Here is a 22,951-nt window from a genome sequence, read left to right on the forward strand (position 1 = left end):
CCGGCTGTCAATGTCCGCTTGGCGTCCGGCGCATGGCCCGCGCCAGGTGCGGCCTGGCACTCCGGCGACGGCCGCCCGGCCTGCTCGCGGCGGCCCGGCTCACGGCCGTCCGACGCACGGCGGGCGGGGCCCCCGGATGGATCCGGAGGGCCCTCGCGTGTCGTGAATCGTTCAGTGTGCGGCGGGAACCGTCCGCCCGGCCGGGGCCGTCGCCGGTCTGGGGTTGAGCTGCCGTTCGGCCAACTCGCCGAAGAGCAGTCCGAATCCGCCCCACAGCACCAGCTGGATGGCCAGCGCGGAGAGCCGGAACCGCCACAGCAGGGTGGCCGGGAAGTCCGTCGGCACCTCGTTGACGGTCGGCAGGAACTGGTACGCCAGCCCGGTGACGACCGCGAACGCGGCCACCGCGACCACGGTCGCCCACCACGTGCCGAGGCTCGGACCGAGACGCTTGCCCAGCATGGTCGCGGCGACCGCCAGCAGCACGCTGAGCACCATCATCAGGAAATACAGCGTGGTCCGCTTGCCGATGGTGTCCGGGTCGCCCACCGACGGCGGGTTGGCCGGATACTTCAGGAACGGCACCACGTACACGGCGAGCAGCGCGCAGCCGGACAGCAGCAGCGCCGTCGCCCGCGGCGAGAAGCGGCCGACACGGCCCAGGGCGAAGCAGTAGGCGAGGGCGGCGATGCCGCCGAAGGCGACCCCGTAGAGCAGCACACCGGTGGCCAAGCCGGCGGTGGACTGGAGGGAGCGGGAGACGACCTCCATCTCGTGCTCGTGCGAGTGCGCGTCCTCGAAGCTGATCGCCTTGTCGACGTTCGGCTCTCCGAGGAGATAGGCGGCGACCAGGGCGAGCAGGCCGGCGGCAAGGCCGGCGAGCATGCCCCGCACCAGGAGGTTTCTTACCGTTGCGGAGTTCATGAGGGTGCGGCGTCCCCTTACGTCAGTGGCAGGGGAAGCCGAGGAGGTGGCGGGCGTCGTGCACCCACTCGTGGACGTCCGTGCCGTTGAACACGGAGGTGGCGCCCTGCTCGGCGCCGACGAAGTAGAGCAGGATGAGCATGAGGATGCCGAAGAAGACCGCCCAGGGAGCTATCGCGCTCAGCGGCAGCTTGGCGGGAACGACGGGGGTGGTGGCTGTCGGCTGCGCGACGGTCTGCGCCATGGCAGAACCTCCTCTGGGAGTTCGCGTCCCATCTCGGTGGTGCACTGGACGACGGCTACGGGTCTGACTCACGAGCTCCGGATGGGGCTCTCGCATACAGTGGCGCGACCGTGCCGGACTCCCACCGGCTTCCGTTCTGGCGTCGTCGATATCGGACAGACCGTACCGCGTGTCAGGAGCACGGCCAAGACCGCACCACCAGGCGTGATCTTCATCTCGTGCCTGATGGCCGGTTCTGGGCGTGCTGGGTCAGCGGTGACGGAACTCGCCGGGCGTTCCCGGGGAGCCCTGCGGCTGCGTCTCCTTGATGCCGGCGTTCGACGGGGGTCGTCCCCTACTCGGCAGCCGCGCTCACGCCTGCTCCCGGCGCTGGTCCCGGACGGTTCGTACGATGCCGGAGAAGTCCTCGGCGGGTCCAGCGCGTTCGGCTTACGAGGCGCACAACTCGGCGGTGACAGTGCGGCTCACGGGGACGGCTCCGTGGTGGTGTCGGGTCCGGCGAGCCCCAGTTCGCGTTCGCCGAGCGGGGCGAAGTAGCGGTCGACGTCGACGTCGGTGACCTCGGCGAGGGTGGCTGGGGACCAGCGCGGGTCGCGGTCCTTGTCGATGACCTGGGCACGGATGCCTTCCACCAGGTCGGGGGCGGACAGCGCGGCGCAGGAGACGCGGTACTCCTGGTCGAGGACCCGCTCCAGCGGACCGAGCCGCCGGGTCCGGCGCAGCGCCGCCAGGGTGACCTTCAGGGAGGTCGGCGACTTGGTGAGCAGGGTCTCCGCCGCCTCCTTCGCCGCCGGTTCGCGGTGGGCGAGCAGCCGCCGGACGATCTCCTCGACCGTGTCGGCGGCGTAGCAGGCGTCGATCCACTCCCGGTGGCGGGCCAGTTCGCCTTCCGGTGCCGGTCGCACGTGCCGGTCGAGCGCATCGTGCACGGGGCGGTCGGCGAGGTCGGCGATCAGCGGCTCGATCCTGTCCGAGGGGACGCAGTGGTCGGCGAGTCCGCACAACAGGGCGTCCGCGGCGCCGATCTGAGCGCCCGTCAACGCGAGGTGGGTGCCCAGTTCGCCGGGGGCGAGGGCGAGCAGGTACGTGCCGCCGACGTCGGGGACGAAACCAATGCCGGTCTCCGGCATCGCGATCCGCGACCGCTCGGTGGCGATCCGGACGCTGCCGTGTGCGGAGACGCCGACGCCGCCGCCCATGACGATGCCGTCCATGATCGCGACATAAGGCTTGGGGTAGCGGGCGATCCGGGCGTTGAGGCGGTACTCGTCGCGCCAGAACTCCGCCGACGCGGTGCCGCCCCCGGCGCGGACGTCCTCGTAGATGCTCCGGATGTCACCGCCCGCGCACAGGCCGCGCTCCCCCGCGCCGGTGATGACGACGGTCTCGACGGCCGGGTCGTGCTCCCAGGCGGTGAGGGCCTGGTCGATGGAGCGAACCATGGCGTGGGACAGGGCGTTGAGGGCCTTGGGGCGGTTGAGGGTGAGGTGGGCCGCCCGGCCGGCGGTGTGCAGCAGGACGTCGCTCATCCGAGGGCCTCCGTGAGGCCGCGGGCCGCGATGACGCGCATGTTCTCGTTGGTTCCTTCCAGGATCCGCTGGACCCACGGGTCACGGACGATCTTCTGGATACCGTACGCGCCGAGGTAGCCGTCGCCGTCGTGCATCGAGGTGACCAGCCTGCTGAGGCACGCGGTCGAGCAGCAACTGCGCGAGGCCGGCGATCTCGGCTGCGTGCAGTTCCAGCTGCCGGCCCGGCTGGGCGACTCAGCGACAGGCAGCCACCGCATGACCGACCTGGCGGACGGCGTCGTCTACAGCCGCAGCGGCCTGACCTACCAGGCCGTCTCACGCTCACTGGTCCTGGCATTCCCCTGCTCGAGAATCAAACTGCGTGATTCCGTGACATCTGTCACAGCGGATCCGGGACCTAGGCGTGCCGGATAGTAGAAGTCGCTCTGACGACATATGGGATTTGTCCGGCTTGAGCCGCCCATGCGTCGCGCCTGGATCCACGGCTTTCCGCCCGCGAGCCACCTTCATCCGTTCTGCGCGCACGTAGGGATTCTGACGGGGCGACAGGATTTCGCAGAGCTCCCGGAAACCGGACCAGCGCCCCTCACTCAGATGGCAAGGGCCGCCCGAGCCTACGAAGCGAGCTAGTAGCGAGGCCCTTTGCGCCCCTTGTGAAGCCTTCCTAAGAATGACGACCCGCAGGACGCCACCGCAGCTCAGGAGCGGGTCACGCATGGGTAGACATCGTAAGAACACGCATTACAGGCGGATAGTCATCGCCGCCGCCGCCGTGGCCACCGTGGGCATACCGTCCGCCGCCATGGCCTGTACCAACTGGCCGGACAGCGGCGGACACCGGTCCGACAGCGCCGACAACAGCGCCACGAAGGACTCGTGGAACAAGAAGAACTGGTGGAGCGACGCGAACCGGCCCCGCCCCTGGAACGTCAGCCGGCCCGGCGAGCCCTCGTGGACGGCATCCGCGGCGCCGAGCGCCACGAAGACTCCGAGCGCCTCCGCGAGCGCCACGAAGACTCCGCACGCCCCCGCGAGCGCCACGAAGACTCCGCACGCCCCCGCGAGCGCCACGAAGACTCCGCACGCCCCCGCGAGCCCCACGAAGACTCCGCACTCCCCCGCGAGCGCCGGGAAGACCACCGCGTCGCCCAGCACCCGGAACACCGTCACCGCCGCCCCTTCCACGGCCCCCAAGCCGTCGAGCACCCCGAAGGCCACCGCCACGGCGTCCGGCGTCGTCGCTCGCATCGTGGAACTCGTCAATGCCGAGCGCAGCAAGGTCGGCTGTGCGGCCCTAACCCTGAACACGACCCTGTCCAAGGTCGCACAGGCGCACAGTGAGGACATGGCGCTTCACCAGAACATGTCGCACTTCGGGTCCGACGGTTCCTCCCCCGGCGACCGGATCACCGGTGCCGGGTACACCTGGAGCGCCTACGGCGAGAACGTGGCCTACGGTTACACCTCTCCCGAGCAGGTCATGGCGGGCTGGATGGCCAGCCCGGGCCACAAGGCCAACATCCTCAACTGCACGTTCAAGGAGATCGGCGTCGGTCTCGCACAGCCCGACAGCTACTGGACCCAGGACTTCGGCACCGCCCGTTGAGCGGGTGCGCCCGTTGGCGGCGGTCGGGTCCCGTGACCGGAGGCGACAAGCCGGCGCAGCAGTGCGTCGTCCGCCCGCCGTCAACCGTGGCAACGCCGAGGCCCTCTTCCCCCGCCTGGCCGGGGTTCGCGTCCCCCGCGCCCGCCTCCCGTCCGCTCCCGGCCCGGCTGCGGCGGTCCGTACAGCGCGCCGGTGCCCACGCCTTCTTCAGGATGGTCCAGCCCGGCACTGACTGAGGGGCTCCTCGGGAGGTCCGGTGAACCGGCAGGGAACTCTTGGTCATGGGTTCCCCTGGACGGCCGTCGAGTGCGAAGTCCTGCCTAGCATGAGGCGATCACGAACGGTACGAGTCCAGGAGCTCGGGATGGTGTTGTCCGGCCTCGGTCGGAGGTCGTTGCGTCCCTGGGCGGTCGTCGCGGTCGCCGTCGTATGCCTGGTGGCCGGAGTCCTGGCGCTCACGCACGGCTCACGCCCCGTACCCGCCGACCCGGCCGCCCTGCCGCACACCACGGTGGAGGTGTCGGCCAGCCGCTGCGGCCGGGCTGGCGCACACCGGCCCCTGGTGTCCAGGTCTTCGACCTGCGCAACCCGACCAACGGCCCCGCCTCGGTCCTCCTGGACCGCCGCTGGGCGGGCGAGGGCATCAGGGCCAACGCCTTGCACCCCGGGGCGATCGCCACCAACCTCCAGCGGCACACCGGCGGTCTGAAAACCCCCGAGCCGTACCGCAAGACGGTCGAACAGGGCGCCGCCACCTCGGTGTTCCTCGCCGCGTCCCCGCTGGCCCAGTACGTGGGCGGACGCTACTTCGAGGACGTCAACGAGTCCCCGCGCGCCGCCGAACGCCCGACCGAACTCGGCGTACCCGGCGTCGCCCCCTACGCCCTGGACCCCGCGAACGCCGAGCGGCTGTGGGAACTGGCCCACGCCGTCCTCCGCTGACCGCACGGCGGCCGGCGGGCGAGCCCTGGCCCGGCGGCTACATCGACTCCGTGGAGATCCGCCCGGCGAAACCGCGACGCCCGGGCCGTACGGCCGCCTGGATCAACTCGCGCCTGGAGCTGGTCGCCGGTGTCCCAGTCAGCCCGCTCGCCTCGTATGTCACCCTGGCCGACACCGCCAACGGCATCGCCGTCCGGCAGCCGCCCACCGAGTGGATGTTCCCTAACGTCGACCTGCCCATCCACCTCCACCGCCGGCCCCGGGGCATCTGGACGACAGGGCCTAGGTCACCTGGCCGCGGCTCGCAACCACGGCCCCTTGATGGACAGCCGACCGCCGAGCTGCGCGACCTGTGCCACGGTCGCAGAGACGAGGGTGATCGTGCGCGTGCGGGTGACCGGGTGTGAGAGCCAGCGTGGTACGGCCCCGGGGGTGACGGTGACGGTACGACGCGCCGGGAGCGGGCTGCCGCCGAGGCCCGTGACCCTGCCGGACAGCTTGCGGACGTAGAGGGTGACCACGCCGTGGGCGCCCTTGCCCTTGATCGTCGAGGTCGTCGCCGGTCTGGCCCGAAGGCGGAGCGCCGCGCGGCCCCGGCCGGCGGTCAGGTCGAGGTCGACGGCGTCCAGCGACCGCACGGTGAATCTGAGCGCCCGGACGGTCCCCGTCGCCGTGTGCACCGTGGTCGTCCCGTGGAACCTGGCGCCGCGCAGCACGAGCCGGTCGGCACGCAGCACCCAGGAGTCCTTGGCGGCGCGGGGCGGGTGCGCGCCGAGGCGTGGCGCGTCGGCGGGCGCCCCGGAGCGGCCCCCGCCCGGGTGCAGGGAGCCCGGGTGAAGGGACCCCGGGTGCAGGGACAGGGACAGGCAGGCCACGGCCGCCGCGCAGGCGAGCGGCCGGGACGCACGGGCGAGCACGGAACCGGTCGTACGCGTACCGGGCGGGCGACCGCGCCCGTCCGTGTGGGCGCTCCGGCCGGTGCGGTCCTCAGCAGTCGCCACTTCGGTCCTCCGGTGCCGCAACGGCGGTGATCGCGCTGCCGCCCGGCGGTGTCGGCGGTTCCCCGGCCGTGGGCGGCAGCCAGGCGCAGGCCAGAGAGCCGCCGACCAGGCCGGAGGCGACACCCAGGAAGAGGCCGCCGAAGTTCGCGACGGGAAAGGAGATGACGGCGAGCAGGAGGGTGGCGATCCCGGCGAAGACCCGGAGATGGGGACGGCAGCAGAGCGCGACGCCCAGCACCAGGAGCAGGATTCCGATCACCAGGGACCCGGCGCCCGATGTGGTCGACAGGGCGAGCGGGATGCCGCCCAGGTCCAGTCTCGCGTAGGGCCAGTAGAGGATGGGCAGCCCGGCGGCGAAGGTGAACAGTCCGGCCCAGAAGGGGCGTTCGCCGCGCCAGGTACGGAACCTGCGCCGGAACTCCGGTGCCGCGCCGAGCAGTTCACCCGCTCTGGCGAAGGGATTGGTGATCACGCGTCCTGCCCTGATCAGTGGTGTCGTGGTTCGCCGGCTCAGGGGCATACGTGATTGCCCGGTTGGATTCGCACCCGCAGACCCGGGATGTTGAAGGTGCCGGCGGACAACGCGAGCGTGTTCACCCGTACGTCGGTCAGGGTGACCGAGGTGGACTGGAGGCCGATGCCGTCCGGATTGAAGAACCGGGAGTCCCGGTCTCCGGACCTGACCGGGCCTTTGGAGATGGCGCCCTGGGCGACACCGATGTCGAGGCCGGTGAAGTTCGCGTCCGCGGCCCCCTCGGCCGTCGCGTCGAGGAACAGGTCCGACGCCTCGGCCAGCCGATGGTCGCCGCTGGTGAGCCGCAGGGTCTGGGTGCCGAGCACCGGAACGTCGACCACGATGGCCTCGCACAGGCCGCTGACCGTGGCATGCCGGAAGCCGGTGACCACGACGGGGACGAGTTCGTGCTTCCTGGTCACGTCGATCATGCTGTAGAGGCTGACCCCACGGGCTGTCAGTGAATCGGCGGTGACCTGGAACTTCTGGCCGGAGATGAAGAACGACGCGGCGAGCACGCCCTGAGCCATGCCAATACCGACGGTCGCGCACGCGGCGACGGAGGGAACCAGGACCACAGCGAAGAGCCGCCAGCGGGTTCTCCCGGTGCTGTGCGACATCCCGTCTCCTTCAGTGTGAGGTGCAGTCCCGCCCCTACCGGGCAAGGGGAGAGATATCCCTTTTGTCCGATGATGGATCCTAGGCTTCCGGGTCGGGCGACCGGCTGCACGCCAGGCCCGCCGTACGGGTGACGCAACTTCTGCTGGGCCCTTCGGGCGACGGGGCGGGGGCTCCGTGGGGGCCGAGTAGGCTTACGGGCGGTCGAAGTGGGTCAAGTGTCCATATCGCCGAGAAGGAGCTGCTGACCGGCATTCTCGGCGAACGGTCCGCCACGGTCGGGGAGTCGGCGCTCACCCGGCTCGCGCAGCTGTGCGGTGGGCTGCCGCTGGCGCGGGCGGCCTTCTGCGCCGACCTGCCCGTCGTCACCACGCGGCTGATGCAGGCGACCCGGCGGCCCTTCAGTGCCTCCTCGCCGGCCGACGTCACCCAGGCCGCCGCCTGGCGCACGATCCCGTCCTTCGGCCTGGTGGCCGGCGAGGACAAGGCCGCCCCGCCGGCCCTGGAGCGCCTCTCCTACGAGCGCACCGGTGCCAAGAAGGTCATCGAGGTCCCGGGCGCGTCCCACGTGCCGATGATCAGCCATCCGACGACCACGGCCCGCTTCGTCGAGACGGCCGTCAAGACCGTCTCCTGACCTGAGCCGGCCCTTCACGGTCCCGGCCCACGGTCCGCGGGCCGGGGCCTCGCGCTGCCCTCAGTTCCCGGGCTCTGCCTCGGCCGGCGCCCCGGCGGCGCTCCCACGGTCTTCCTCGGCGTACGGGACGACGGAAGGATTACCACACCGCGATGTACGCCAGGAGCGGGAACGGCCCGGGCGTGGGAAGGCCTTGACCAACGGCCGTCCCACGCCCGGGCGTACGGGTCGGTGTGCGTCAGCCGATGATGCGGTGGGTGGTCCAGAACGACGTCAGGTCCGTGGTCGTGGCGGCCTGTGCGGCGGCCTTGAACTCGGCCGTGGTCGAGACGCCGTACCAGTGCGCCGTGGCGTAGTCCTTCAGGAGTTTGGCCATCACGGTGTCACCCAGGGTGCGGCGCAGATCGTGCAGGGCGCACTTGCCGTAGCCGTAGACGACCGTGGAGTAGCGGGACGAGTGGGCGTCCCAGTAGGCCATCGAATTGGTGATGTTCTCCGCGGACGATGCCCAGGAGACGCTGTTCCAGCAGTTCGTGCCGGTGCTGCCCAGGGCCAGGTCGGTGGCGTAGTCGGTGAACGCCTCGTCCAGCCAGGGGCTGTTGTACTCGTCGTCGCCGACGATGCCGTAGAACCACTGGTGGCCGATCTCATGGGTGAGCGCCGTGGTGCTGACCAGGTCGAGGACGAAGCCGGGGTACTCCATGCCACCGAACCAGAAGTTGTTGTCGATGACGGCGTCCAACTCGCCGTACGGGTAGGCGCCGAAGCGGCCCGCGTGGGCGTCGACCGCGGTCTTCGCGGTGGTGAGCATGGACTGTGCGCTGGACGAGCTGATGCCGGAGACCGAGTAGATGTTGATCGGGGTGCCCGCCGTCGAGGTACCCGAGATCTTGGTGAACGGGCCCGCCGCCCACGCGAAGTCGCGGACCTTGGACGCGGTGGCCGTGGTGACCGTGCGTCCGCTGGTGCCGGGGGTGTCGACCGAGGTGCCGGTGGCCGGGACCAGCAGGGTGGTCGGGTGGTCGAGGGTCACCTTGAAGTCGGCGGCCAGGGAGTAGAAGGACTCGCCGTTGTTCGTGTACGGGTCCAGGTGCCAGCCCGAGCCGTCCTTGACCGCGAGGACCGGCAGCGCGTTGCCGATCATGCTGAAGGCGCCGTCGTAGCCGAACCGGTCGGCGCCGCTCGGGACGGTAATCCCCAGATCGAAGCCGATCGTGGTCGACTGGCCCTGCGCCAGCGGGGTCGGCAGCGCGATCTGGAGGGCCGTGCAGGCCACCGAGAGGGCGCCCGCGGTGCCGCCGGTGACATTGGAGACCGTGATCGGCGGCGCGGAGCAGGTGCCGTGGTAGTTGTCCCACAGCCGCAGGTACACCTCGGTGAGCGGGGTGGCCGAGGCGTTGGTGAAGGTCGTGCTCTCGTGTCCGGTCCAGACGGTACCGGCGGTGTTGCTGCTGAGACTGACGGTGTACGACGGGGCGGCCGGCGTGCGCGTCGAGTCGGCCGGCGGGGCGGTGTCGCCGGAGGTGTTGAGGGCGATGTCGTCCAGGACGAAACTCGTCTGGAGGCTGGAGTCCTCGACGCCGCTGAAGGCGAGGCTCACGGTCTGGCCGACGAACGCCGACACGTCGAACGACTTCTGGACGTAGCCGGTGGCCTTGTTCAGGTTCGAGTACGTCGCCAGGGTCGTGCTGCCGATCTTCGCCGTGAGTTTGTCGTAGGCGGTGGACGAGGTCGTCTCGGCGGTGTCGATGTGCAGCCAGAAGGTGAGGGTGGCGGTGCTGCACCCGGACGGGATCGTGACGCTCTGGGAGAGCGTGTCGGTGTGCGTGCTGCCGACGCCGTCGAGCCAGGCGAAGCTCGTGCCGCCGTGAGCGCTCTGCCCGGTGCGGCTGGTGATCACGCTGGTCGAGGACTGGGTCCAGGACGAAGTGCCGCTCTCCAAGCCGCCGTTGGCGACCACCTGGGTCGGAGTGCAGGCCGCCTCCTCGGCGGCCGACGCCGTGCTGCCGGGGAGCAGGGCCGCGGCCAGCGCCGCGATGGCCAACGCACTGGTGGCGAAGGCCTTGTGGGGGGTCGATCTCACACGAAACTCCTTTGCGGCGACCGGGATCCCGGTCTGCTCGGTGACCGCCGGTCCGGCTGGGGTGCGCCGGGGAGCGGTCACAGGTCACGCGTTACGAGTGGTGCGAGACCGAAGCCTGACAGATTTGACCAGGCCATGTCACTAAGGGATAACCCGCGCGTCAGGGGTGGTCCGCGCAGCACGGGGTGGGGTTGGGGACCTCGAACGGGGCCAGCAGGCCGCCCGCCGCCGGGACCAGAGGCAGGGTGAGGACGCCTTCCCGCCACTCCGGGCGAACGTGGTTCTGCGTCAGGACCCCGGTGGCGGGCGGGAGTTCGGCGGCCGGTGCGCCGAGTACCACGAGGCGATCGATGGCGGTGCGGTCGAGTATGGCGCCCGCGGTGACCGTGCCGGTGAGGTGCCGCACGCCCGGGTAGACCACGGCCCGGCCGGAGGCGCGGGGTGCGGCTGCCGCCCGGCGGGCGGCGGCCACCGCGTCGCCCGGGCCGTGGGTGCGATCGGCCAGGGCGAGGCCGGTGCCCTCCGGCAGCGCCGTCAGCAGTTCCTGCCATACCGCGTCCGGGTCCGGGACCGCCAGCGAGACCGCCGTACCCCGGCGCTCGTCGGTGCGGAACAGGTGGGTGCAGGCGAACACGCCTTCCGTGAGCGCCAGTCGGTCCAGCAGCTCATGGATCAGGTGGTCCGCCTCGCGCAGGGTCGCCGCACCGGCGTCCACCCCGATGACGGGGTGAACGCCGGGGACGTGGTGCGGGAACGTCATGCGGGCAGGACCCACATCGGGTTGGAGTAGAACCACAGGTCCTTCCACGGGTCGGCGTCGCCGAGGACGTCGATGGCCGGGCCGGCCGGGTCCACGGCGGCACCGTTGAACCCAACCGCGGAGCGGTTGCCGTCGGTGCCGCGCAGCCGGACGTAGACCGGCTTGTCGAGGCGGCCGAGGGAGTACGTCAGCTTGACCGTGCCGGTCGCCTTGTTGACCTCGAAGGACTTCACGACCTTGGTGGCGGGCGCGGCGAAGGTGTCCTTGTCGTCCACCTTGCCGGTGACGTCGCCCTGGATGACGTCGACGCGGGCCAGCGAGGGCACGAACTGGGCCCAGTTGGGACCGTTGGCGAGGCTGATCTCGATGACCAGGTCGACCTTGCCGCCCTTGCGGACGTGCAGCACGTCGCCGAGGGTCACCGCCTGGGAGCCGGAGCGCAACTGGGCGTTGAGGCCGCTGATCAGGCCGCCGTGGTCCACCCAGACCCGGCCGGCGCGGATACCGTCCATGACCGACTTGTAGGAGAAGGACGAGGCACCGACGTGGGTGCGGGAGTACTGGCCGGGCCAGAAGTCGGTGTCGGTCAGGCTGATGCCGGTGCCGTAGACCGGGTCGTTGTACCGGCCGTTGGTGTTGAAGTCGCTGTTCGGGCCGCGCACCGCCGTGTCGGCGTAGACGTTGTGGGAGTCGGAGTTGGCGGTGATCCACCAGGGCTTGCCCTCGGCGAGCAGGCTGTCCCACAGGCCACCGACGGTGGCGGTCATCCAGTCGAAGCCGCCCCAGGTGCGGTAGCTCTCCAGCGGGTAGCCGGCGAAGGAGTCGGCGCTCGGGCTGTTGTCGTAGATGCCGCGGGCCGAGCCGGGGCCGTTCGGCTTGGGCAGGCCGCCCGCCTGGTGACCGGGGGCACCCTCGAAGCCGACCGCGATCGACGGCTGGACGTCGCGCCAGGCGCGGATCTCGTGCGGGGAGTCGATGCCCTTGCGCGCCGGGTGGTTGGCGAGGAACAGCGCGTCCCTGACCTTGCGGCGCTGCACCTGCTCGGCGAGGAAGTTGAGGCCGGAGATGGCCAGCGCCTCGTTGGCGGGGCTGCTCGCGGAGGCGCCCTTCACCGAGCCGTCGAAGGAGTTCTCGAACTCCTTGAGGACGGCGACCTCGTTCTTGCCGGGGTGGACGAAGACCGTGCCGTGCTCGGCGGCCGGGATGTTCCACTCCAGACCCTGGAAGACCAGCGTGTCCTCGATCTGGTCGCGGGCCGCGACGATGTCCGGGTTGACCTTCTCGACACCGATCTTGGCGTGGGTCTCGCTGCCGTGGTCGGTGATGACCATCCAGTCCAGGCCGTGTGCGTTGGCCTGCCGGACGTGGTCGATGACCCGGTACTTGGCGTCGGAGCTGTACTGGGTGTGGATGTGGTGGTCGCCGGCCAGCCACAGGTAGTCGCCGGAGCGTCCGCCCTGGGAGTAAGAGGAGGAGACCGAGGCGGCGGCCTGACCCGCGCCGGCGAGGACGCTGCCGGCCGCGAGACCCGCGCCGAGCAGACCGGTGCGGCGCAGCATCGAACGGCGGGAGAGCTGACCGGGCGTCAGCTCCTCGTCGGGGACCGACAGATCGAGGGCGGACGGCAGCGACGAGGCGTCGGCGTCCGTGTGGTGATGGTGGTGATGATGACCGTGGTCGTGGCTGTGACCGTGGCTCATGCGCGAACTCCCGCGGGCGGTCGGGACGGGGGGTGACTCCGGGACGTGCAGAGTCTGCGAAGGTCGCGTGAACAACGGGAGTCGAGGTCATGGTGAGGCAAAGAACCGCTGATGTGCAGCAAACTACGGGCAGTCGGACCGTAAAGCCGCGCACGCGGGCGGTAAACCGGCCGCGCCGGCCGTGGAGCCGCACACGGTCGGACCGGGCAGCCGCACACCAAGACGCCCGGGCCGGCCGATGTGGCCGGCCCGGGCGTCGGGCACCGGGCTTCGCCGGGATCAGACCAGGTCGAACCGGTCCGCGTTGGCGACCTTCGTCCAGGCGGCGACGAAGTCCTTCACGAACTTCTCCTTGGCGTCGTCGCTCGCGTAGACCTCGGCGACCGCACGCAGCTCGGAGTTGGAGCCGAAGACCAGGTCGGCACGGGTGCCGGTCCACTTGACCGCGCCGGTGGCCAGGTCACGGCCCTCGAAGGTGGTCTGGTCCTCGGAGGTCGACTTCCACTCCGTGCCGTAGTCGAGCAGGTTGACGAAGAAGTCGTTGGTCAGCACGCCGGGGGTCTCGGTGAGGACACCGTGCTTCGACCCGCCCTGATTGGCGCCGAGCACACGCAGACCGCCGACCAGGACGGTCAGCTCGGGAGCGCTGAGGCCGAGCAGGTTGGCGCGGTCCAGGAGCAGGTACTCGGCCGGCAGGCGGTTGCCCTTGCCGAGGTAGTTGCGGAAGCCGTCGGCCGTCGGCTCCAGGGCGGCGAAGGACTCGGCGTCCGTGTGCTCGTCGGTCGCGTCGACCCGGCCCGCGGTGAAGGGCACCTCGATGTCCACACCGGCGTCCTTGGCGGCCTTCTCCACGGCGGCGGCACCGCCGAGGACGATCAGGTCGGCGAGGGAGACCTTCTTGGCACCGGAGTTGAACTCCTGCTGGACGCCCTCCAGGACGCGCAGCACCTGGGCCAGCTGGTCGGGGTCGTTGGCCTCCCAGCCGCGCTGCGGCTCCAGGCGGATCCGGGCGCCGTTGGCACCGCCGCGCTTGTCGCTGCCGCGGTACGTCGAGGCCGACGCCCACGCGGTGGAGACCAGCTGCGAGACGGTCAGGCCCGAGTCGAGGAGCTTGGCCTTGAGGGCCGTGACGTCGGCGGCGTCGATGACCTCGCCTTCGGCCGCCGGCAGCGGGTCCTGCCACAGCAGGGTCTCCGCCGGGACCTCCGGGCCGAGGTACAGGGACTTCGGGCCCATGTCACGGTGGGTCAGCTTGTACCAGGCGCGGGCGAAGGCGTCCGCGAACTCCTGCGGGTTCTCGTGGAACCGGCGGGAGATGGGCTCGTAGATCGGGTCGAAGCGCAGCGACAGGTCGGTGGTGAGCATCGTGGGCAGACGCTTCTTCGACGGGTCGTGCGCGTCGGGGATGATCGCCTCGGCGTCCTTGGCGACCCACTGCTTGGCGCCGGCCGGGGACTCGGTCAGCTCCCACTCGTAGCCGAAGAGGATGTCGAAGAAGTCGTTGCTCCACTGGGTGGGCTTGGTGGTCCAGGTGACCTCCAGGCCGCTGGTGATCGCGTCGCCGCCCTTGCCGGTGCCGAAGGTGCTCTTCCAGCCGAGGCCCTGCTGCTCGATCGGCGCGCCCTCGGGGTCGGCGCCCACGTTCTCCGCGGGGCCGGCGCCGTGGGTCTTGCCGAAGGTGTGGCCACCGGCGATCAGCGCGACGGTCTCCTCGTCGTTCATCGCCATGCGGCGGAACGTCTCGCGGATGTCGCGGGCCGCGGCGATCGGGTCCGGGTTGCCGTTGGGGCCCTCCGGGTTGACGTAGATGAGACCCATCTGGACGGCGCCGAGCGGGCTCTCCAGGTCACGGTCGCCGGTGTAGCGCTGGTCGTCCAGCCAGACCTTCTCGGGACCCCAGTAGACGTCCTCCTCCGGCTCCCAGACGTCCTCGCGGCCGCCGCCGAAGCCGAAGGTCTCGAAGCCCATCGACTCAAGAGCCACGTTGCCGGTGAGGATCATCAGGTCGGCCCAGGAGATGGCCTGGCCGTACTTCTTCTTGACCGGCCACAGCAGCCGGCGGGCCTTGTCCAGGTTGCCGTTGTCCGGCCAGCTGTTGAGCGGGGCGAAGCGCTGCTGGCCGGCGCCGGCGCCGCCGCGGCCGTCGGAGATGCGGTAGGTGCCCGCGCTGTGCCAGGCCATCCGGATCATCAGCGGGCCGTAGTTGCCGAAGTCGGCCGGCCACCAGTCCTGCGAGGTGGTGAGCACCTCCGCGATGTCCCGTTTCACGGCCGCGAGATCAAGGCCCTGGAACGCCTCGGCGTAGTCGAAGCCCTCGTCGAGCGGGTTCGCGACGGCGGGGTTCTTGGCAAGGATCTTCAGGTTGAGGCCCTCGGGCCACCACTGGCGGTTGCCGCCGCCCTGGGTGGGGTGCGGGGCACGGTCGTGCGCGACCGGGCACTTGCCCGCGGTGTTCTCCTGGGTCTCCGACATGGGGGAATTCCTTCCGGAAGGGGCGGATCAACGTACTCAGGAATTACTGACGGTGGAGCAGGCGGGGCACAGGCCCCAGTAGATGACCTCGGCCTCGTCGATGGCGAAGCCGTGGTCGTCCGAGGCGGTCAGGCACGGGGCGTCACCGACCGCGCAGTCGACGTCGGCGACGGCACCGCAGGACCGGCACAGGACGTGGTGGTGGTTGTCGCCGACGCGCCCCTCGAACCGGGCCGGACTGCCGGCCGGTTCGATACGGCGTACGAGTCCTGCCGTGGTGAGCGCGTGCAGCGCGTCGTACACGGCTTGAAGCGATATGTGGCCCACGCGCTCACGGACGCCCGAGGCGACCTCTTCGACGTCGAGATGGTCGCCGTTGCGAACGGTCTCCAGGAGCGCGACGCGGGCGGCCGTCACCCGCAGGCCGGCACCACGCAGCTCGTCGGCGGTGGTCGGGGGCTGGGATGCGGTCATGACGCCAACCTATCCTCATAAACACGAGTGATTCAAGAAAACAAACCGTTCAAGTTTGACGCCGAGGGTGACAACTCCCACCTCTCGGCCACCACCCTCCGTGGGCTTTGCCATCTCTTTACAACCCGTTCCGGCGCCGGGTCGTCTCTCCGCTCGACCGTTACTCAGCCCGCCCTGACCACCGCGGGCCGACGAAAGAGAGCGTCTCCATGCGCCGAACTGTCCTGAGCGCCACGGCACTCGCCTGCACCGCCGTCCTGGCCGGCACCGTGCCCGCGTTCGCCGACGGCTCCAGCCCGAGCCCGGTGCCCACCGTGGCACCGTCCGCCGCCGCCTCCGCGGAACCCTCCGCCGTCCCCTCCCAGGCGCCCTCCGCCGCGCCCACCCGGGCCTCGACCCCCGCACCGACCCGGGACAGCGGCCAGGTCGCGGCCGTGCCCCAGGGCGCGCCCGACACCGGGGTGGCGGAGCCGTCCTCGGACTCCGGGACCGAGACCGCCCTGATCGGCGGCGGCGCGGCCGCGGCACTCACCGCGGGCGCCGTGGTGTTCGCCGTGCGTCGCCGCCGGGCGACCGGGGCATGACCTCGCTCTCCAGGCGCGCCTTCGTCACCGCCGCGACGGCCTCCCTGCTGGCGGGCTGCGCGGGCCAGGCGGCCCACTCGACGGCCACCACCGTCCGCCGCGAGCAGCCGCCGGCGCCCTCGTCGTCCGCCACGCCGACCGCGCTCGGGCGTTCCGTGCCGGTCCGGCTGCGCATCCCGGCGATCGGCGTCGACACCCCGCTGCTGCGGCTGGGTCTGGCGGCCGACGGCACGGTGCAGGTGCCGCCGATCACCGCGCACGACCGGGCCGGCTGGTACCGCCACTCCCCCACCCCGGGGCAGGTCGGCCCGTCGGTGATCCTCGGCCATGTCACGGTCGGTTCCTACGGTGACGGCGTCTTCCGCCGGCTCGCGGAACTGCGCCGGGGCGAGCGGGCCGTGGCGCGCCTGGAGAACGGCCGGTCGGCGGTGTTCACCGTCGACGAGGTGCGTACGGTCGCCAAGGCCGAGTTCCCCACCGAGGACGTGTACGGGGACGTGGACCGCCCGGAGCTGCGGCTGATCACCTGCGGCGGCCCGCGGGGCGGCGACGGCTACCTCGACAACGTGATCGTCTTCGCCACGCTGACCGGCACGACAGCCTGACCCGGCGGACCCGGATGCGGGACCGGTGGAACGTGGCGAACCGGTTCCGCATCCTCCTCATCGTCCTCGACGAGCCCTTCGACCCTGGAGAACGTTGAAACGGTCCCGTGACAAGGCGGCGTCCGAGCTCTTCGCCGCCCTGTACCCGCGCCTGGCCGGCTGGTGCCGCCGTCTGGTCGACGACGACGAGACAGCGCACGAGATCGCCTCGGAGGCGTTCACCCGGCTGTGGGCCCGGTGGACGTCGGTGGAGGAGCCCCGCGGCTTCCTCTACGTCACCGCGGCCAATATCGTCCGGGACCACTGGCGCAAGCTGGAGCGCGAGCGCCGGACCGTGCGTCGCGTCGGCTCGGAGGCCGCGACCCGCCCGCACCCCGAGCAGACGGATCCCTCGGTACGGCTGCTGGTGCAGTCGCTGCCGGAGCGACTGCGCGTCCCGATCCTGCTGCACTACTACGCTGACATGCCGATCCGGGAGGTGTCCGAGCTGACCGGGCGCAAGGAAGGAACCGTCAAGGCCGATCTGCACGCGGCCCGGGAACTGCTCCGCGGCCATCTGAGGAGAAGCCTTGACCACACGCTTTGACGAGGAGCCGGAGTTCGACGGCCCCGACGATCCCCTCACCGTCGTCCTGCGGCCGCCGGCTGCCTATCTGGGTCCACCGCCGGGCCGGTACGAGGAGATCCGGCGGGCCGCGGGCCGCCGCCGGCTGGTGCGCGCGGCGGCCGGGGCGGGGGTGACCTGTGCCGTCGCTCTCCTGGTCGCCGTGCCGCTGCGTCTGACGGCGCCTTCGGCGCCGGTGTCCCCGCGGGTCCCCCTCGCGCCGCCGGCCGTCAGCCCCACGGCCCCGCACCGCGTCCCGGCCTCTCCGGTGCCCCGCGGCCCGTCACCGAGCCCCAGCACCACGCCCGGACAGAGCCGCGCCACACAGGTGCCCACCCGTGAGCCGTCGGCGGCTCCGTCGACCGCTCCGTCGGCGGTGCGGAGCACGCCCTCCAAGGGCCGGCGGAGCGCCGACGCCACGCCCTCCCCGTCGTAGCGGTGTCAACACGACGAAGGGCCACATCACCCCTTCGTGCCCCCGCGTTTCGGCGTGCCGCCGGTACTGCGAACGCGCGGGCCAGGGCGTCCGGGCGGGGGTGCGGCGCCCCGCAAGGGCCGCGGTCCGTGTCGGCCGTCCGGGTAGGGTCGCACCCGTCCATCCGGCCGCTACGGCCCGTTCGGCCGAGTTCGCTGCTCGGCGTTGGTGTGATGTTTCGTAGGAGGCCGGGCTGAAAGGTGTGGAACGGGCAACGCTCCGTTTCATGCTCCACGTGCGAACCCTCCGGCAGGTGACCTGATGACGACGGCGACCACGGCCCCTCCGACCGCTCCGGCCGCCGCGCCCCCCGCCCGTCCCCAGCCGTCCGCCTCCGCCCCCTCGCTGCCGTCCCTCACCGGCCTGAGATGGATGGCGGCGCTGCTGGTCTTCGGACTGCACGTGCACAACTTCCGTTATTTCGGCGGCACCGGCGCCCGCTTCATGTCCTGGGGCTTCGAGGCCGGCGCCTCCGGGGTGTCGTTCTTCTTCGTGCTGTCCGGGTTCGTGCTGATGTGGTCCGCGCGGCCGGGTGACCGGGCGGGGCGCTTCTGGTGGCGGCGCGTCGCCCGGGTCTATCCGGTTCACCTGGTGACCGCCGCCGTCGCCCTGGTGATGGCCCTCACGCTGCCCCGCCAGCCGAGGCCGACCCTGCCGCAGGGCGTGGCCGACGTCTTCCTGGTGCACTCCTGGTGGCGGCCGTGGTGGCAGACGCTGGACCCGGTCAGCTGGTCGCTGGCCTGCGAGGCCTTCTTCTACGCCGCGTTCCCGCTGCTGGCTCTGGTGCTGCGCCGGCTGGACGTGCGGGGCGCCAGGCTGCTGGCCGCGCTGGCCGTCCTCGCGGTGCTGGTGCTGGCCTGGACGGACGCCCACCACTGGTGGGATCAGCCGATCAGCTCCTTCCCGGCCGCCCGGCTGCCCGAGTTCGTGCTCGGCGCGGCCGCCGCGCGGCTGGTGCTGCTCGACCGCTGGCGCGGCCCGGGCCTGGAGGCCTCGCTCGCGCTGACGATCATCGGCTACTTCCTGGTCCCGCAGGTCACCGACGAGTACGCGGCCACCGCCTGCACCATCATGGGCTTCGCGCTGCTCATCCCGGCGGCCGCCCTCGCCGACCTGCGCGGGCTGCCCTCGTTGTGGCGCCGCCGGTGGCTGGTGCGCCTCGGGGAACTGTCGTTCGCGTTCTACATGGTCCATCTGCTGGTGCTGCGGACGGGCACCCACCTGCTCGGCACCCGCCCGCGCTTCGGTCTGCTCACCGGCGCGGCCGCCACCACCGTCGCGTTCGCCGTGTCGCTGGGCGTGTCCTGGCTCCTCTACGAGGGCGTGGAGCGGCCCGCACGACGGCTGCTGCTGCGGCGCCCGGTCCGGCGGACGACGGCCTAGCCGGCTACGGGAACTGCGTCACCTTGGAGGGGGTCGTGCTGGTTCCCGAGGTCGGCGACCCGGTGGTGTTGACGACGTGGGCGTACTGGCCCATGCCACCCAGGGAGATCACCAGCAGGTCGTGCATCTTGATCCCCGAACCGGTCGGCACCTGGAAGCCGTTGGACTGCACGATCGACGGATCGGCCGTGTAGTTGCAGTAGCTGCCAAGACCCCATGCCTCATGGCTGGTCACGGTGTCGGCGACCTTGTAGGCCGCGTAGCCGACGACGCCGTCGTGGGTGATGGCGGCGGCGTTCGGGGCGTCGTAGGCCTTCTCGTTCTGGAAGAAGATCGTGCGGCCCCGCTGGCCGTTCCAGTAGACGTCGTACTTGTTGAAGTGCTCGACGAACAGGCCGGTGGCGAGGACGTCGTTGCCGTTGACCCGGAGGCCGTAGTCGGCGCGGTTGGTGTTCCAGCCGACCCCGCTGCCGTGGTCGGCGCGCCAGAGCCAGGTGTGGTCGATGATGACGTTGTTGCTGTTGACGACCACGGAGTTGGTGGCGAGGCCGGGTCCGGCACCGCCGACGCGGACGAACACGTCCTGCATGCTGGTCGGGTTGGCGGAGTGGTCGGCGGTGGAGCCGGGGTCGCCGATGCGCAGCAGGGTGTCGGAGTTGACCGAGCCCGCGTCGATGAGGAACCCGGCGAGCTTCACGCCGTCGACGTCGGCCACGTGCATGGCGTCGATGCCGTTGTCCGGGACCAGGGTGGCCAGGCCCAGGCCGAGGACGACGGTGTTGGCGCGGGTGACGTTGATGGTCTGGTTGAGGTGGTAGACGCCCGGGGTGAAGAGCAGGTTGAGGCCCTGGGCGAGGGCCTGGTTGATGGTGGCTGCGGTGGCGCCGGCCTTGACCACGTAGAACTGGTCCAGCGGCAGCGAGGTGCCCGCGTTGGCCGGCCAGGAGACGCCTCGGGCGTTGGTGCGCTTCGCCGGGACGAACACCTTGTAGGTGCTGCCGTCCAGGTACAGGAACGGCTTCTCGCGCGAGACGGGGGTGGTGTCCAGCGTGGTGTACGGGCCGGAGTCGAAGTTGGTCGCGGGCGCGCCCTGGACTCCGGAGAAGGTCATGTTCCAGACGCCGTTGGTCCAGCCGCCGACCGAGCTGTCCCGGGTGTACCACTGCTGCTGGGAGTACGGGCCGACGGTGCCGTCGATCTTCGAGTCGGCGATGTAGCCGCCCGAGGCCCAGCCGTAGCCGTTCGGGGCCAGGTTGAGGCCGCCCTTGACGTGGATACGACGGAAGGGGGCCGCCTGAGCCACGGCCCAGCGGTCCGTCCCGTTCGACGGCGTGATGGCGAGGTTCTCCGCCGAACGCCAGAAGTTCTGGGTGGCGTTGCCGTTGAACCAGCCGGCGTCGACCGTGACATCACCGTTGATCTGGGTGTCGTCGGGGTTGAGACCGAGGCCGGAGATCGAGGTGTAGAAGCCGATCTGGGCGTTGATCCCGTTGTAGGTGCCCGGCTTGAGCAGGAACTGGTAGCGGCCGGTGCCGAACTGGGCCGACTCCTGCTGGGCGAAGACGGAGTCGAACTTCTGCTGGAGGTTCGGCGTGGAGGGGTCGACGACGATCACGTTGGGGCCGAGGTCGCCGCCGCCCTGGACCGGGGGCGTTCCGGTGGTGGTGCCGAAGACCTGGAACTCCCAGAGCGAGTAGCCGTACTGGGTGGCACGGTGCACGCCCTGCATCCGGACGTAACGGCCCTGGCCGGAGACGGCGAGGCTGTCGGTGCCGCCGTCCCCGCCGGTGACCGACGTGAGGTCGGTCCAGCTGCTGCCGTTCGCGGAGATCTGGACCTTGTAGTCCTTGCCGTATGCGGTCTCCCAGTTGAGGACCACCTGGCTGACCGTGGCGGTGGCGCCAAGGTCCACCTGGAGCCACTGGTCGTCGGTGAAGGCGGACGACCAGCGGGTGCCGGTGTTGCCGTCCACCGCGTTCGCCGCGGCGGTCCCGCCGTTCTCCTCGGAGGAGGCGGTGGCCGTCTTCCCCTGGGACAAGGGGGTGTCGGCGGCCTGGGCCGCCGGCGCGTGCACGGTGGGCAGGGCGAGTAGCGCCGCCATGGCGGCGAGCGCTACGCCCAGGGATCTCAGTCTCATCAGCGGCTCCCTGAGATGGGCACGGACGCGCCCGACGGGCGCACCTCCGCGCTTAGTTCAGGATTTGATTTAAGTGATGAGGCAACCGGGCGACAACCCTTCGGCACCGGATTTTTCGGCGGCCGTCCCTCCGCGACCGGGCGGAGGGAGGCCGACGGCGGTCAGGGGGATCAGGTCACCGGGCGGCGAGTTCCTGGTCCATGGCGGCGGGATCGCCGCCTTCGGCCACCCAGGACAGCACCGAGTTGACGTTCAGGATGTGGCCGCCGCCGTTGCGCTCGACGACCGGCACGAAGGCACGGGCGAGCGGCAGCGGCCCGTAGAAGTTGATCTCGGATTCGCGGCGGGTGGCGCCGAGGGGGGACGTCAGGAAGCGGGTCCCGGTGGCGACCCCCGCGTCACATCGCAAACCGATCGGCTTCCCACCACAATCACGGCGGGCGGAACCCGGCCACCGGCCACACCGGATGCCCTTACGGGCAGGGCGAGTTACTCGATCCAGTTCATTGCGTCCGAACTCTGGCTCCGGACTCCTACCGGGCGGTATACAGACCCCCGACACACACGCGCGTGCGGGCCGCCCGTCGGGACCGGTTCCGCGCGCGTCCTGGTTCCAGGGGAGATCTCCATGGCGTACGGCACCTCGTCCGACGGCTCGGCGAGACGGCACCGGCGGAAGGCCACGGTGGCGGCGGCGCTGGGCGGCTGCGCCCTGGTGGCCGCGTCCACGACACCGGCCGCGGCGCACGGCGGCGGCCACCACGGCGGCCACGACCGCGGTACGAGCTATGCGGCGCTCGGCGACTCCTATACCTCCGGCCCCGTGATCCCGACGCAGGTCGACGCGAACTGCGCCCGCTCCGACCACAACTACCCCTCGCTGGTGGCGGCCGCGCGGCACGTCAGCGCGTTCAAGGACGTGAGCTGTGGCGGTGCGACGACCGCGGAGATGTGGAAGGCGCAGGGCACCAACGGCCCTCAGCTCGACGCCGTCCGGCGGGACACCGACCTCGTGACGGTCCAGATAGGCGGCAACGACATCGGGTTCAGCTCCATCATCGGCACCTGCGCGACGCTCGGTGCCACGGACCTGACGGGCAACCCCTGCCAGCGGTACTACACCGCCTCCGGCACCGACCAGCTGACGGTAAGGATCGTGCAGACCGCGCCCAAGGTCGACAAGGTGCTGCGGGCCGTGCGCGCCCGGGCCCCGCACGCCCGGATCCTGGTCGTCGGCTACCCCGACCTGCTGCCCGACGACGGCAGTGGCTGCTATCCGACGGTGCCCTTCGCCGCCAAGGACTTCCCCTACCTCCGGGACGTCGGGAAGCAGCTGAACCTCATGCTGCGCGCGGTCGCCGCGTGGAACGGCGCCCGGTACGTGGACACGTACGGCCCGACCGTCGGCCACGACATGTGCAAGGCCCCCGCCGACCGCTGGATCGAGCCTCTCCAGCCGACCTCACCGGCGGCTCCCGCCCACCCCAACGCCAAGGGCGAGGCGGCCATGGCCGGGGCGGTGCTGGACCGGCTGGGCAGGCGGTACTAGTGCCCTGTCGGGGCACTAGTAGGGCTTGGTCAGGTCGGCTGGGGCGGTGCGTGTCCTGTCGGCTCGGTGTGGCGTTGGGAGTGTGTGACTCCGGACGAGATTGCTGC

Annotated in this window: 23 protein-coding genes, 3 pseudogenes and 1 riboswitch; of the genes and pseudogenes, 11 read left to right on the forward strand and 15 right to left on the reverse strand. The window is 71.1% G+C overall.

Going from position 1 to position 22,951, the window contains the following annotated elements; translation table 11 throughout:
* Positions 1-171: 171 nt before the first annotated feature.
* From AB0N16_RS36340 to AB0N16_RS36355, 4 genes and pseudogenes are all read right to left on the reverse strand, one after another.
* On the reverse strand, positions 172-924 hold the full coding sequence (locus AB0N16_RS36340) for a CbtA family protein (protein ID WP_365804365.1): 753 nt from the start codon (positions 922-924) through the stop codon (positions 172-174).
* A 22-nt stretch (positions 925-946) separates the two neighbouring features.
* A complete protein-coding gene (locus tag AB0N16_RS36345) occupies positions 947-1,168 on the reverse strand; it encodes a CbtB-domain containing protein (RefSeq protein ID WP_351696601.1) in 222 nt (73 codons plus the stop codon).
* 36 nt (positions 1,169-1,204) lie between these two features.
* Positions 1,205-1,347: riboswitch (cobalamin riboswitch) on the reverse strand.
* 285 nt (positions 1,348-1,632) lie between these two features.
* Positions 1,633-2,697: an enoyl-CoA hydratase/isomerase family protein gene (locus AB0N16_RS36350; RefSeq protein ID WP_365804367.1), complete on the reverse strand. Its 1,065-nt coding sequence runs from the start codon at positions 2,695-2,697 to the stop codon at positions 1,633-1,635.
* Positions 2,694-2,834 (reverse strand): annotated as a pseudogene (locus tag AB0N16_RS36355) (acyl-CoA dehydrogenase family protein); the annotation flags it as partial. The pseudogene AB0N16_RS36355 and the gene AB0N16_RS36350, both read right to left, overlap by 4 nt.
* A 4-nt stretch (positions 2,835-2,838) precedes the next feature.
* Here AB0N16_RS36355 and AB0N16_RS36360 point away from each other — a divergent pair.
* On the forward strand, positions 2,839-3,114 hold the full coding sequence (locus tag AB0N16_RS36360) for a hypothetical protein (RefSeq protein WP_365804369.1): 276 nt from the start codon (positions 2,839-2,841) through the stop codon (positions 3,112-3,114).
* Positions 3,115-3,441: 327 nt separating this feature from the next.
* On the opposite strand, the gene AB0N16_RS36365 is transcribed toward AB0N16_RS36360, so the two are convergent.
* A complete protein-coding gene (locus AB0N16_RS36365) occupies positions 3,442-3,948 on the reverse strand; it encodes a hypothetical protein (protein ID WP_365804371.1) in 507 nt (168 codons plus the stop codon).
* 1 nt (position 3,949) lies between these two features.
* On the opposite strand from AB0N16_RS36365, the gene AB0N16_RS36370 reads away from it, so the two are divergent.
* From AB0N16_RS36370 to AB0N16_RS36380, 3 genes and pseudogenes are all read left to right on the forward strand, one after another.
* Entirely contained in the window at positions 3,950-4,306 is a 357-nt protein-coding gene (locus tag AB0N16_RS36370; RefSeq protein WP_365804373.1) for a CAP domain-containing protein, read from the forward strand.
* Positions 4,307-4,735: 429 nt separating this feature from the next.
* On the forward strand, positions 4,736-5,248 hold the full coding sequence (locus AB0N16_RS36375; RefSeq protein ID WP_365804375.1) for a hypothetical protein: 513 nt from the start codon (positions 4,736-4,738) through the stop codon (positions 5,246-5,248).
* A gap of 26 nt (positions 5,249-5,274) precedes the next feature.
* Positions 5,275-5,523: pseudogene (locus AB0N16_RS36380) on the forward strand (thioesterase family protein); the annotation flags it as partial.
* Between the two features lie 12 nt (positions 5,524-5,535).
* Here AB0N16_RS36380 and AB0N16_RS36385 read toward each other — a convergent pair.
* Genes AB0N16_RS36385 through AB0N16_RS36395 form a run of 3 tightly spaced genes read right to left on the reverse strand, consistent with a single transcriptional unit; the run spans position 5,536 to position 7,383 of the window.
* Entirely contained in the window at positions 5,536-6,249 is a 714-nt protein-coding gene (locus AB0N16_RS36385) for a hypothetical protein (protein ID WP_365804377.1), read from the reverse strand.
* Positions 6,236-6,721, reverse strand: coding sequence for a DUF6114 domain-containing protein (locus AB0N16_RS36390; protein ID WP_365804379.1), 486 nt, complete (start codon positions 6,719-6,721; stop codon positions 6,236-6,238). The genes AB0N16_RS36385 and AB0N16_RS36390 overlap by 14 nt, the downstream gene beginning before the upstream one ends.
* 38 nt (positions 6,722-6,759) lie before the next feature.
* Positions 6,760-7,383, reverse strand: coding sequence for a DUF6230 family protein (locus AB0N16_RS36395; RefSeq protein ID WP_365804381.1), 624 nt, complete (start codon positions 7,381-7,383; stop codon positions 6,760-6,762).
* A 128-nt stretch (positions 7,384-7,511) separates the two neighbouring features.
* Here AB0N16_RS36395 and AB0N16_RS36400 point away from each other — a divergent pair, with 128 nt between their 5' ends.
* Positions 7,512-8,018 carry an alpha/beta hydrolase gene (locus AB0N16_RS36400; protein WP_365804383.1) on the forward strand — a complete coding sequence of 169 codons (507 nt, stop codon included), beginning with the start codon at positions 7,512-7,514 and terminating at the stop codon, positions 8,016-8,018.
* A gap of 238 nt (positions 8,019-8,256) precedes the next feature.
* Here AB0N16_RS36400 and AB0N16_RS36405 read toward each other — a convergent pair whose 3' ends face one another.
* The 5 genes from AB0N16_RS36405 to AB0N16_RS36425 all read right to left on the reverse strand — a co-directional run bounded on the left by AB0N16_RS36405 (position 8,257) and on the right by AB0N16_RS36425 (position 15,507).
* Positions 8,257-10,101 carry a M1 family aminopeptidase gene (locus tag AB0N16_RS36405; protein ID WP_365804385.1) on the reverse strand — a complete coding sequence of 615 codons (1,845 nt, stop codon included), beginning with the start codon at positions 10,099-10,101 and terminating at the stop codon, positions 8,257-8,259.
* 160 nt (positions 10,102-10,261) lie between these two features.
* Positions 10,262-10,861, reverse strand: coding sequence for a hypothetical protein (locus tag AB0N16_RS36410; RefSeq protein WP_365804388.1), 600 nt, complete (start codon positions 10,859-10,861; stop codon positions 10,262-10,264).
* Complete coding sequence (locus AB0N16_RS36415) at positions 10,858-12,561, reverse strand: PHP domain-containing protein (protein WP_365804390.1); 1,704 nt, start codon at positions 12,559-12,561, stop codon at positions 10,858-10,860. Before AB0N16_RS36415 ends, AB0N16_RS36410 begins: the two co-directional genes overlap by 4 nt.
* Positions 12,562-12,840: 279 nt before the next feature.
* Entirely contained in the window at positions 12,841-15,033 is a 2,193-nt protein-coding gene (gene katG / locus AB0N16_RS36420; RefSeq protein ID WP_365804392.1) for a catalase/peroxidase HPI, read from the reverse strand.
* 36 nt (positions 15,034-15,069) lie between these two features.
* A complete protein-coding gene (locus AB0N16_RS36425) occupies positions 15,070-15,507 on the reverse strand; it encodes a Fur family transcriptional regulator (protein ID WP_365804394.1) in 438 nt (145 codons plus the stop codon).
* Between the two features lie 209 nt (positions 15,508-15,716).
* Between AB0N16_RS36425 and AB0N16_RS36430 the strand changes: the two genes are divergently transcribed.
* The 5 genes from AB0N16_RS36430 to AB0N16_RS36450 all read left to right on the forward strand — a co-directional run bounded on the left by AB0N16_RS36430 (position 15,717) and on the right by AB0N16_RS36450 (position 19,158).
* Entirely contained in the window at positions 15,717-16,091 is a 375-nt protein-coding gene (locus AB0N16_RS36430; RefSeq protein WP_365804396.1) for a sortase-dependent protein, read from the forward strand.
* On the forward strand, positions 16,088-16,696 hold the full coding sequence (locus AB0N16_RS36435) for a class F sortase (protein ID WP_365804398.1): 609 nt from the start codon (positions 16,088-16,090) through the stop codon (positions 16,694-16,696). Before AB0N16_RS36430 ends, AB0N16_RS36435 begins: the two co-directional genes overlap by 4 nt.
* A 94-nt stretch (positions 16,697-16,790) precedes the next feature.
* On the forward strand, positions 16,791-17,282 hold the full coding sequence (locus AB0N16_RS36440; protein ID WP_365804400.1) for an RNA polymerase sigma factor: 492 nt from the start codon (positions 16,791-16,793) through the stop codon (positions 17,280-17,282).
* A complete protein-coding gene (locus AB0N16_RS36445) occupies positions 17,266-17,736 on the forward strand; it encodes a hypothetical protein (protein WP_365804402.1) in 471 nt (156 codons plus the stop codon). Before AB0N16_RS36440 ends, AB0N16_RS36445 begins: the two co-directional genes overlap by 17 nt.
* 300 nt (positions 17,737-18,036) lie before the next feature.
* Positions 18,037-19,158, forward strand: a complete 1,122-nt coding sequence (locus AB0N16_RS36450) for an acyltransferase (RefSeq protein WP_365804404.1) — start codon at positions 18,037-18,039, stop codon at positions 19,156-19,158.
* A 4-nt stretch (positions 19,159-19,162) separates the two neighbouring features.
* Here the strand turns inward: AB0N16_RS36450 and AB0N16_RS36455 are convergent, their stop codons facing one another.
* Positions 19,163-21,295 (reverse strand): discoidin domain-containing protein, encoded by a 2,133-nt coding sequence (locus AB0N16_RS36455; RefSeq protein ID WP_365804406.1) that lies wholly within the window; start codon positions 21,293-21,295, stop codon positions 19,163-19,165.
* Positions 21,296-21,497: 202 nt separating this feature from the next.
* A pseudogene (locus AB0N16_RS36460) lies at positions 21,498-21,695 on the reverse strand (short-chain dehydrogenase); the annotation flags it as partial.
* A 228-nt stretch (positions 21,696-21,923) separates the two neighbouring features.
* Here AB0N16_RS36460 and AB0N16_RS36465 point away from each other — a divergent pair.
* Complete coding sequence (locus tag AB0N16_RS36465) at positions 21,924-22,844, forward strand: SGNH/GDSL hydrolase family protein (protein WP_365804408.1); 921 nt, start codon at positions 21,924-21,926, stop codon at positions 22,842-22,844.
* Positions 22,845-22,951 lie beyond the last annotated feature (107 nt).

The sequence above is a fragment of the Streptomyces sp. NPDC051105 genome, assembly GCF_040682795.1.
Taxonomy (GTDB): Bacteria; Actinomycetota; Actinomycetes; order Streptomycetales; family Streptomycetaceae; genus Streptomyces.

What these genes read in the sequence shown, in the direction of transcription:
- AB0N16_RS36340 (WP_365804365.1), bottom strand. Translation starts at nt 924, where the DNA reads ATGAACTCCGCAACGGTAAGAAACCTCCTGGTGCGGGGCATGCTCGCC.
- AB0N16_RS36345 (WP_351696601.1), bottom strand. Translation starts at nt 1,168, where the DNA reads ATGGCGCAGACCGTCGCGCAGCCGACAGCCACCACCCCCGTCGTTCCC.
- AB0N16_RS36350 (WP_365804367.1), bottom strand. Translation starts at nt 2,697, where the DNA reads ATGAGCGACGTCCTGCTGCACACCGCCGGCCGGGCGGCCCACCTCACC.
- AB0N16_RS36365 (WP_365804371.1), bottom strand. Translation starts at nt 3,948, where the DNA reads ATGCGAGCGACGACGCCGGACGCCGTGGCGGTGGCCTTCGGGGTGCTC.
- AB0N16_RS36375 (WP_365804375.1), top strand. Translation starts at nt 4,736, where the DNA reads ATGCCTGGTGGCCGGAGTCCTGGCGCTCACGCACGGCTCACGCCCCGT.
- AB0N16_RS36395 (WP_365804381.1), bottom strand. Translation starts at nt 7,383, where the DNA reads ATGTCGCACAGCACCGGGAGAACCCGCTGGCGGCTCTTCGCTGTGGTC.
- AB0N16_RS36410 (WP_365804388.1), bottom strand. Translation starts at nt 10,861, where the DNA reads ATGACGTTCCCGCACCACGTCCCCGGCGTTCACCCCGTCATCGGGGTG.
- AB0N16_RS36415 (WP_365804390.1), bottom strand. Translation starts at nt 12,561, where the DNA reads ATGAGCCACGGTCACAGCCACGACCACGGTCATCATCACCACCATCAC.
- katG (WP_365804392.1), bottom strand. Translation starts at nt 15,033, where the DNA reads ATGTCGGAGACCCAGGAGAACACCGCGGGCAAGTGCCCGGTCGCGCAC.
- AB0N16_RS36425 (WP_365804394.1), bottom strand. Translation starts at nt 15,507, where the DNA reads ATGACCGCATCCCAGCCCCCGACCACCGCCGACGAGCTGCGTGGTGCC.
- AB0N16_RS36430 (WP_365804396.1), top strand. Translation starts at nt 15,717, where the DNA reads ATGCGCCGAACTGTCCTGAGCGCCACGGCACTCGCCTGCACCGCCGTC.
- AB0N16_RS36435 (WP_365804398.1), top strand. Translation starts at nt 16,088, where the DNA reads ATGACCTCGCTCTCCAGGCGCGCCTTCGTCACCGCCGCGACGGCCTCC.
- AB0N16_RS36450 (WP_365804404.1), top strand. Translation starts at nt 18,037, where the DNA reads ATGACGACGGCGACCACGGCCCCTCCGACCGCTCCGGCCGCCGCGCCC.
- AB0N16_RS36455 (WP_365804406.1), bottom strand. Translation starts at nt 21,295, where the DNA reads ATGAGACTGAGATCCCTGGGCGTAGCGCTCGCCGCCATGGCGGCGCTA.
- AB0N16_RS36465 (WP_365804408.1), top strand. Translation starts at nt 21,924, where the DNA reads ATGGCGTACGGCACCTCGTCCGACGGCTCGGCGAGACGGCACCGGCGG.